This window comes from Paraburkholderia sp. Ac-20347 (genome assembly GCF_017104805.1).
GTDB classification, from domain to species: Bacteria; Pseudomonadota; Gammaproteobacteria; order Burkholderiales; family Burkholderiaceae; genus Paraburkholderia; species Paraburkholderia tropica.
Map to the genome: position 1 here is coordinate 1 of NZ_JAAGPN010000320.1, position 7,995 is coordinate 7,995.

At 66.0% G+C, this 7,995-nt stretch carries 6 protein-coding genes and 2 pseudogenes; 6 read left to right on the forward strand and 2 right to left on the reverse strand.

Annotated elements, in window-relative coordinates:
- The 5 genes and pseudogenes from G3N97_RS33975 to G3N97_RS33995 all read left to right on the forward strand — a co-directional run.
- Positions 1-376, forward strand: a pseudogene (locus tag G3N97_RS33975) (hypothetical protein); the annotation flags it as partial.
- Positions 373-1,074: an ATP-binding cassette domain-containing protein gene (locus tag G3N97_RS33980; protein ID WP_205997256.1), complete on the forward strand. Its 702-nt coding sequence runs from the start codon at positions 373-375 to the stop codon at positions 1,072-1,074. The pseudogene G3N97_RS33975 and the gene G3N97_RS33980, both read left to right, overlap by 4 nt.
- Before the next feature lie 51 nt (positions 1,075-1,125).
- Positions 1,126-2,382 carry an ABC transporter substrate-binding protein gene (locus G3N97_RS33985; RefSeq protein WP_205997257.1) on the forward strand — a complete coding sequence of 419 codons (1,257 nt, stop codon included), beginning with the start codon at positions 1,126-1,128 and terminating at the stop codon, positions 2,380-2,382.
- On the forward strand, positions 2,379-3,800 hold the full coding sequence (locus G3N97_RS33990) for an NtaA/DmoA family FMN-dependent monooxygenase (RefSeq protein ID WP_205997258.1): 1,422 nt from the start codon (positions 2,379-2,381) through the stop codon (positions 3,798-3,800). The genes G3N97_RS33985 and G3N97_RS33990 overlap by 4 nt, the downstream gene beginning before the upstream one ends.
- Before the next feature lie 44 nt (positions 3,801-3,844).
- Positions 3,845-5,092: an acyl-CoA dehydrogenase family protein gene (locus G3N97_RS33995; protein WP_205997259.1), complete on the forward strand. Its 1,248-nt coding sequence runs from the start codon at positions 3,845-3,847 to the stop codon at positions 5,090-5,092.
- Between the two features lie 57 nt (positions 5,093-5,149).
- Here the strand turns inward: G3N97_RS33995 and G3N97_RS34000 are convergent, their stop codons facing one another.
- Together G3N97_RS34000 and G3N97_RS34005 are read right to left on the reverse strand one after the other, a co-directional pair.
- Positions 5,150-6,295: a porin gene (locus G3N97_RS34000; protein WP_205997260.1), complete on the reverse strand. Its 1,146-nt coding sequence runs from the start codon at positions 6,293-6,295 to the stop codon at positions 5,150-5,152.
- A gap of 357 nt (positions 6,296-6,652) precedes the next feature.
- A complete protein-coding gene (locus tag G3N97_RS34005) occupies positions 6,653-7,390 on the reverse strand; it encodes a response regulator transcription factor (RefSeq protein ID WP_205997261.1) in 738 nt (245 codons plus the stop codon).
- A gap of 286 nt (positions 7,391-7,676) precedes the next feature.
- On the opposite strand from G3N97_RS34005, the pseudogene G3N97_RS34010 reads away from it, so the two are divergent.
- A pseudogene (locus tag G3N97_RS34010) lies at positions 7,677-7,995 on the forward strand (two-component sensor histidine kinase); the annotation flags it as partial.

Sequence of the window (7,995 nt, forward strand, 5' to 3'; positions counted from 1 at the left end):
GCGCGTGACGCTGGCCCGCGCACTCGCCGCGCGGCCCCGCGTGCTCTGTCTCGACGAGCCCGCCGCCGCGCTGAGTCCCGAGGCGCGCCAGCATGCGATCGGCGTGATCCGGCGCGCGGCGCGCGAACTCGGCGTGGCGATCCTGCTGGTCGAGCACAACATCGACGTCGTGCTCGCCACCTGCGACGCGGCCATCGTCATGGATGCCGGGCGCGTGATCGCACAAGGCACGCCCGCCGAAGTGCTGCGCCTGCCCGCCGTGCGCCGCGCCTATCTCGGCGATCCGCTCGATGCTGAGGCGATCGCCGCGATCGAACATGATCAGGATATCGAATCAATTTCGAAAGATAAGGTTCGCAAGGGAGTCCTCGCATGAGCACGCCTGTACTCAGTCTACGCGGCCTGCGCGCGGGTTATGGCCGCCGCCAGATCCTGCGCGACGTTACGCTCGACGTGCACGCGGGCCAGATCGTCGCACTGCTCGGCCGCAACGGCGCGGGCAAGTCGACGACGCTGCTCGCCGTCGCGGGCTTCCTGCCGCAAGTCGAAGGCGAGATCCTGCTCGACGGAAGGCCGCTCACGGGCGCGCCGCATACGCGCGCACAGCGCGGCACCGGCCTCGTCATCAAGGGCCGCAGCCTGTTCGCCTCGCTCACGGTCGCGGAAAACATGGGCCTCGCCGATCTCGCGCCCGACGCGCTGCTCGATATTTTCCCCGAACTCGAAGCGCGCCTGCACGTGCGCGCCGGGCAACTGAGCGGCGGTGAGCAGCAGATGGTGGCCGTGGCGCGCGCGCTGCTGCGCCGTCCGCGCGTGGTGCTGCTCGACGAACTCACGTTCGGCCTGAGCCCCGCGATGGCGCGCCGTCTCGTCGACTCCGTGGTCGAACGCGCGCGTCAGGACGGCACCGCCGTGCTCGCCGTCGAACAGCACATTCATATCGCCGAACGCATGGCGACGCACGCGGCCATCGTGGCCGAAGGCGTCGTGAAGCTGCATCTGCGCCGCGACGAACTGCTCGCGCGCGCCGAGGAAATCGAAGGGATCTATCTTGGTCACGCCATCGATGTCTGAATCGCGCATCGACGCTCACTCAACCCGTTCACTCTTATCGCTTCCGCCAGCATGAAATCACGCTTTCCCCGCCCTCGCGCGCTCGCGCTCGCCCTGGGCTTCGCGGCCGCCGCTTTCGGTGTGGCCATCGATACGGCCACTGACGCCAACGCAGCCAACGCCGCCGATCAGCCGCCCGTGCTGGTCGGCTTCATCATCGCGCAGAGCGGCTCGCCGTTCGCCGTGACCGACCCGGGCCGCGCCGCGCAGATCGCCGCGCGCGCCGTCAACGACCAGGGCGGCATACACGGCCGCAAGCTCGTGGTCGAGATCTGCGATACCAAGGGCCAGCCCGCCGCGAGCCTCGCGTGCGCGCGCCGGCTCGCCGACGAAGGCGCAATCACGCTGATCGGCGGCAGCAGCGCCAACGGCGTCGACAAGATCCTGCGCGCGAAGAACATGGCCGCGTGGTTCCCGATGGGCAGCGACCCGTCCGACGTGCGCAATCCGCTCTCGTTCATCACCGCGCTCAACGCGGCGGGCGCGGCGCAGGGCACGTATCTGGGCGCGAAACGTTTCGGCGCGAAGCGCGCGGTCTATGTCTCGATGCTCGGCAACAAGACCTATCAGCAGACGGCGCGCTTCGGTTATGCGCAAGCGGGCGTGAGCGACGTGCAGATCGTCGAGGTGCCGCCCGCGACCACCGACTTCGCGCCGTATATCGCGAAGATCAAGGCGCTCAAACCCGATGTCTGGGGCGGCATGCTCTATCCGCCCGAACAGCAGACGCTGCTGGTCGAAGCCGCCGCGCAGCAGGGCCTGACGATTCCGTTCGTGAGCAGCAACAACGTGATCGAGGACGCGACCATTGCCGCGCTCAGCAAAGCGCCGTTCCCGAATTCGCTCGCGCTCGAAAAAGGCGAGGACGCGAAGCGCTTTCCGACCTGGGCTGAGTACGAGCGCCAGCTCGCGCAATACGACCCGCATCACGACGTGAAAGGCCCGACCGACGGTTCGACCACGACCGACTGGCTCGCCGTGTGGACCTTCGCGCAGATCGCCCGCAAGCTGCCAAGCGTGACCGTCGACAGCTTCCGCAACTACGTCACGAACGACAAGCAGTTCACGACCGACGTGCTGCATCCGATCGACTTCACGGCCGTCGCGCCGGTCGAAGGCATGCCGCGCCAGGAAAACATCTGGGCCTACGCGGGCCACGTGCAGGACGGCCATGAAGTGGTCGACGACGCGGTGCCGTACAGCGCCTGGCAGAAGACGCCTGTGCAGGCCTGGAGCAAACAACAGATCGCGGAGGCAACCGGAAAATGAGCCAATACTCGCATTCGGACGGCGCACGTCGTCCGCTGATTTACAACGCGTTCGCGCACGTCACGCCGAACCATCATAGCCACGGTTTCTGGCGTCATCCTGAGGGCCAGCATCAACTCGATTTCCACAAGCTCGGACCGTGGATCGAGCTTGCGAAAACGGCCGAGCGCGGCTGTTTCGACGTGGTGTTTCTCGCCGACGTCGCGGGCCTGTATGAAACGTCGAGCGGACAATGGCAGCAGGCCGCGCGCACCGGCATGCAGTTTCCCTCGCACGATCCGGCCGCGCTCGTATCCGCGCTCGCGGCGGCCACGAACGATATCGGCTTCGCGGTCACGAGTTCGGTGATTCAGGAGCATCCGTTCAGCTTCGCGCGCAAGCTCTCGACGCTCGATCATCTGAGCGAAGGGCGCGTGGCCTGGAACATCGTCACGTCCTATCTCGACAACACCGCGCGCAATTACGGCTTCGACAAACTGCCGCCGCACGACGAGCGCTACGTCTGGGGCGAGGAATACGCCGAGGTGGCGTACAAGCTCTGGGAAGCGAGTTGGGAAGACGGTGCGTGGGTCGCCGACGCCGCGCGCGACACGCTCGTCGATCCCGCGCGCCTGCACGCGATCGATCACGTGGGCGCGCGCTATCGCGTGGCCGGTCCGCATCTCGTGCGGACCTCGCCGCAACGCACGCCGGTGCTGTTCCAGGCGGGTTCGTCCGAAGCGGGCCGCGACTTCGCCGCGCGTCACGCCGAGGTGACGTTCCTGCCCTCGCGCACGCCCGAAAGCGCCGCCAACGATCTCGCCGATCTGCGCCGCCGCGCCGTGGCCGCCGGTCGTCACGCCGAGGACATCCGCGCGATCGTCATGCTCTCGCCCGTGATCGGCAGCACCGAAGCCGAAGCGAAGGCGCGCCGCGCCGAGATCCTCGACTCGTTCAGCCTCGACGCGCTCGCGGTCTTCTGGAGCGGCGGCATCGGCGTCGATCTGACCACCATCGATCCGGCCACGCCGCTGACCGAACTGCGCGAGCAGAACGGCACGCGCGGCAGCGTGCGCGCGTTCATCGACGCCGCGCCGCAAGGCGTCGTGACGTTCGGCGACGCCTTGCGCAAGACCATCTCCGCGCAGTTCGCGGGCACGCCCGAGCAGATCGCCGACGAAGTCGAGCGCTGGGCCGCCGCGGGCGTCGCGGGCTTCAACGTCGTGCCGGTCACGACGCTCGGCTGGTGGAGCGAGTTCGTCGATCACGTCGTGCCCGTGCTGCAAAAACGCGGCCTGATGCAGCGCGAGTACGCGCCCGGCACGCTGCGCGAAAAACTGTTCCGCGACGGCCCGCATCTGCCCGACCGTCATCCGGCGCGACGTCTGCGGCCGTGGGCGGTGCAGGAGGCCACTGCGCTTTCCGCATCGCTTGCCTGAACTTGCATGAATCACGCATCCAACCGACCGAGGATTTCATCGACATGAGCCAAGACCGCACCGCGCCGCTGCCGCCCGGCATCGTCACCGGCCCCGCCTGGGGCGAGCCGCTGCCCGACACCTACGCACAAGCCGCCGCGCCGTTCCGGCCGCTGTTCGCGCGCATTCGCGAGCACGCCGCCGCGCGCGAGACCGAACGCAGCTTGCCCTACGAAGCCCTCGAATGGCTGCGCGAGGCGCGCCTCACTGCCGCGCGCGTGCCGCGCGAGCACGGCGGACTCGGCCTGAGCCTGCCGGAATTCTTCGAACTGCTGATCGAATTGTCGGAAGCGGAATCCAATCTCACCCAGGCGCTGCGCGCGCATTTCGGTTTCGTCGAGCACATTCTCGCGAGCGATCCCGAGCGTCAGACGCGCTGGTTCGCGCGTCTCGCGAACGGCGCGATCGCGGGCGCGGCGTGGTCCGAAACCGGCGAGGCGAAGCAGGCGAAGTTCTCGACGCGCCTCACACGCACGCCCGATGGCTGGCGCTTGAACGGCACGAAGTTCTACACGACGGGCTCGCTGTTCGCCGACTGGATTCACGTCGGCGCAAGCGACGAAAACGGCGAATCCGTTTCGCTGACGATCGACCGGCGCGCGCCGGGCGTGGACGTGATCGACGATTGGGACGGCATGGGTCAGCGCCTCACGGCGAGCGGCACGAGCCGCTTCAGCGACGTGCGGGTCGAAGAACACGAGATCGTCGCCGGGCGCGCGCCCTTCGCGTATTCCGAGGCCTACTATCAGCTCGTGCATCTGGCCACGCTCGCGGGCATCAACCGCGCAGCGGCCAACGAAGCGGCGGCGCTGGTCGCGGCGCGCACGCGCAGTTACAGCCACGCGCCGGCCGCGCGTCCCGCCGACGACGCCCAGGTGTTGCAGGTGATCGGCCGCGTGCGCGCGCATGCGTGGACAGCGAGCGCGGCGGTCGCGCAGGCGGCGCGCGCACTCGAACGCGCCGAGCGCGCCGTGGGCCAGGCGCATGAAGCCGCTGCGATCGCCGAAGCCGAAATCGAAATCTGGCAGGCGCAGACCGTGGTGTCCCAACTCGTGCTGGACGCAACGGCGAATGTGTTCGACGCGCTCGGCGCATCGGCGACATTGCGCCCGCAGGCGCTCGATCGTCACTGGCGCAACGCGCGCACGATCACGTCGCACAATCCGCGCATCTACAAAGATCGGATCGTCGGCGAGTTCGCGGTGAAGGGCACGCTGCCCGCGGGGCAATGGCGGATCGGCGTCGCCGGTTAAGGTGAACGACACGGCGACGCGGCACACGTCGCGTCGCCGTTCGTCATCGAGCCGCAATCAGAAGCGCGTGCGCAGACCCACGGTCGCGACCACCTGCGTCGCGGTCGACGACGCGCCGCCCGCCGTGTCGATGAACGCCACGTAGCGATGCCCCGATACGTGCTGATAGATCCCTTCGAGATACACGTCGGTGCGCTTCGAGAACGAATAGACCAGTTGCGCGTCGGCCTGCTGCCACTTCGGATCGCTGCCGTAGGTGCGGCTCTGCGAAACCTGGCCGTCGGTGTACACGTAAGCAAGGCCGAGCGACAGGTGATCCGCGAGCGGATATTGGCCGTTGAGTTCGTAGTTGTCGAAGCGCACGTCGCCGCCCGCCGAGCCAAACGCCGTGCTGCCTTCGAACTCGCTATGCGTGTAGACGAACGCGAGCGACGCGCCGCCCGACGCATAACGAATCGCGCCCGCCGCCACGCGCTGCACCGCCGCCGACAACGTGAATCCGCCGACGCCATTGCCCGACGATTCGCTGACGTCGACCGCGCCCGTGCTCGTGCTGCCCGCGCGGTCGATCTGCAGATAGCCCGCGCCCACGCTCAGCGGTCCTTGCGTGTAGCGTGCGCCCGCGCTCCATGCGCGGTTCTCGTTGAAGTCGGTGTCGTTGGAGAATGCGTAGAGACCGCCGAATTGCAGACCCGCGAAATTCGGGCTCGCGTATTTGACGGCGTTGCTGAAGCGCAGCGAATCGGCGAGATTATCGTTGTCGAACGGGTGCGCGAAACTCGACTTGCCGAACGAACCCGCTTCGGCCGAGAGCGGCGCAACGTAATCGACCACTGAATCGTATTGACGACCCACGGCGGCAAAACCATAGCGGTCGCTCGCGAGACCGACCCACGCTTCGCGGCCGAACAGACGATTGTCCTGGCCGAGTTTGCCGTTCTGCACGTTAAAGCCGTTTTCGAGTACGAACAGCGCGGTGACGCCGTCGCCGAGCGATTCGCGTCCGCGAATGCCGAAACGGCTGCCGTTGATATTGCCGCTGGTGGCCTGGACGAGCGCGCCGCTATTGCCGGACTTGCTCACGTTGTTGGTGTACATGAGACCGGCGTCGATCATGCCGTAGAGCGTGACCGAGTTCTGGGCGAAGGCGTGCGATGAGAGCAGCGCGGCGGTCAATGCGCCGAGCCATGTTGTAGTTTTCAAGCGAAACCCCTAAAGCGTGTATCAAGCCTTGCGGTGTGCAAGGTCTGATCGATGCTAGGGAGGGGCTATCGCTTTTCTAACGCATCATTTAATCGAAGCTCTTTGCGCGCTTTTTGCAATGCATTTCACGCTGCCGGGATAGCGCTTTTCACGCGTCGACCGCAATACGTTGCGTGCGCAAAACGCGTTATGCATCAGGCGTTTCGCGGCGCGGCGCAAAACCGAATTCCGCCACGGGCACGCATATCAATCGCCGCGCGCTCTTGCATTATTCAGCTTCCATCAAGATTGTTTTCCGCTTTGCATGTGGCGCGATTGAAACGCTGATTGAAACGTTGATCGAAGCGCCGGACACACTCAAGCCGTCGCTTCCGCCACCACGCCGCCAACGCTGAGAAAGGCGTCGTCGGGGCAAAACACATAACCGTCGCGATAACGCGTCTGAATATATTGACGGCCGCACGGCGACAAACCCAGCAACTTGCGCAGACGAAACACGATCACGTCGAGACTGCGAGCATGCAATTGCGAATTGCGATCGAGCTGGCTCAGAATGCGCTCGCGCGACAACGGACGCATGCGGTTCGCGGCGAACACCGTCAACACCGCCAGCGCGAGCGGCGGCGCGGGAATGCGCGAGCCGTTCTTGAACAGCTGATTGTCGATGGCGTCGAGTTCGAAACCGTCGAATTCGTAGCGCGCCTTTTTCGGCGGCGCATCGGGCAAATCGATCTTGCAGCGCAGCGCGTGGCGCATGCGTGCGAGCAGTTCGCGCGGATCGAACGGATCGACGAGGAAATCGTTGGCGCCCAGTTCGAAGGCCAGCACCTTGTCGGCCACGTCGGCGCTCTCGCTCACGATGATCACCGGCACCGAATGCCCGCATTCGCGCAGACTGCGCAGCGCGGCAATGCCGTTGACGTCGCGCGTGTCGTGACGCATCAGGATCAGCGAGGGCATCTCGCGCGCGAGGCGCTGTTCGAGCCCCTTGGTGCCGTACAGCACCGACATGGTGATCTGCTGACGTTGCAGATAACTGCGCAGATTGTCGCGGTAACCCTCATCGGGCTCCACCACCAGCACATGAATGTCCATCGATCTGTCCCCCACTAGGTCAAGCTGAAAGCAACTGAGGAACCACGCGCTGGGACCCAGCAGCCGCGATTCGACGAGGGTGGATCATACGGAACAAAAGTGCAGGAAAAAGACGGGAAAACTGGAGAAAATGTGAATTCGCCTCCTCAATTCGGCGCTTGCTGTCCGCTTCGGGGAAAATAGCGGCTATCGAATCGAATACACCGATTAAGCCAATTACACCGTTCAGACCGTCAATGCGACGGACGCGATCCGGCCTCGCCGATCCGTCCCCGCCGGGCCTCCCATGAAAGCCAGCATCACGTCCAAACTCTTTCTCGCGATTCTCTCGGCCTGCGTCCTGGTCGCCGTGGCGATGGGCGTCGCGATCCGCACGAGTTTCGAGTTCGGCTTCATCGACTTCCTGCAGGAACAAAGCGCCGCCGACCAGGCCGCGCTGGAGCGCGAACTGGTGGCGGGTTACGCCGAGCACGGCAACTGGGATTTCGCACGCGCGAAGTATGCGCAGCAGGGACCGTTCGACGGCGGGCCGCCGCCGGGCGAGCCGCCGTCGAACGGCGGGCCCGGTGGTCCTGGTGGCCCCGGCGGTCCTGGCGGCCCCGGCC

Coding starts and splice junctions, on each gene's coding strand:
- G3N97_RS33980 (WP_205997256.1), top strand. CDS start 373: ATGAGCACGCCTGTACTCAGTCTACGCGGCCTGCGCGCGGGTTATGGC.
- G3N97_RS33985 (WP_205997257.1), top strand. CDS start 1,126: ATGAAATCACGCTTTCCCCGCCCTCGCGCGCTCGCGCTCGCCCTGGGC.
- G3N97_RS33990 (WP_205997258.1), top strand. CDS start 2,379: ATGAGCCAATACTCGCATTCGGACGGCGCACGTCGTCCGCTGATTTAC.
- G3N97_RS33995 (WP_205997259.1), top strand. CDS start 3,845: ATGAGCCAAGACCGCACCGCGCCGCTGCCGCCCGGCATCGTCACCGGC.
- G3N97_RS34005 (WP_205997261.1), bottom strand. CDS start 7,390: ATGGACATTCATGTGCTGGTGGTGGAGCCCGATGAGGGTTACCGCGAC.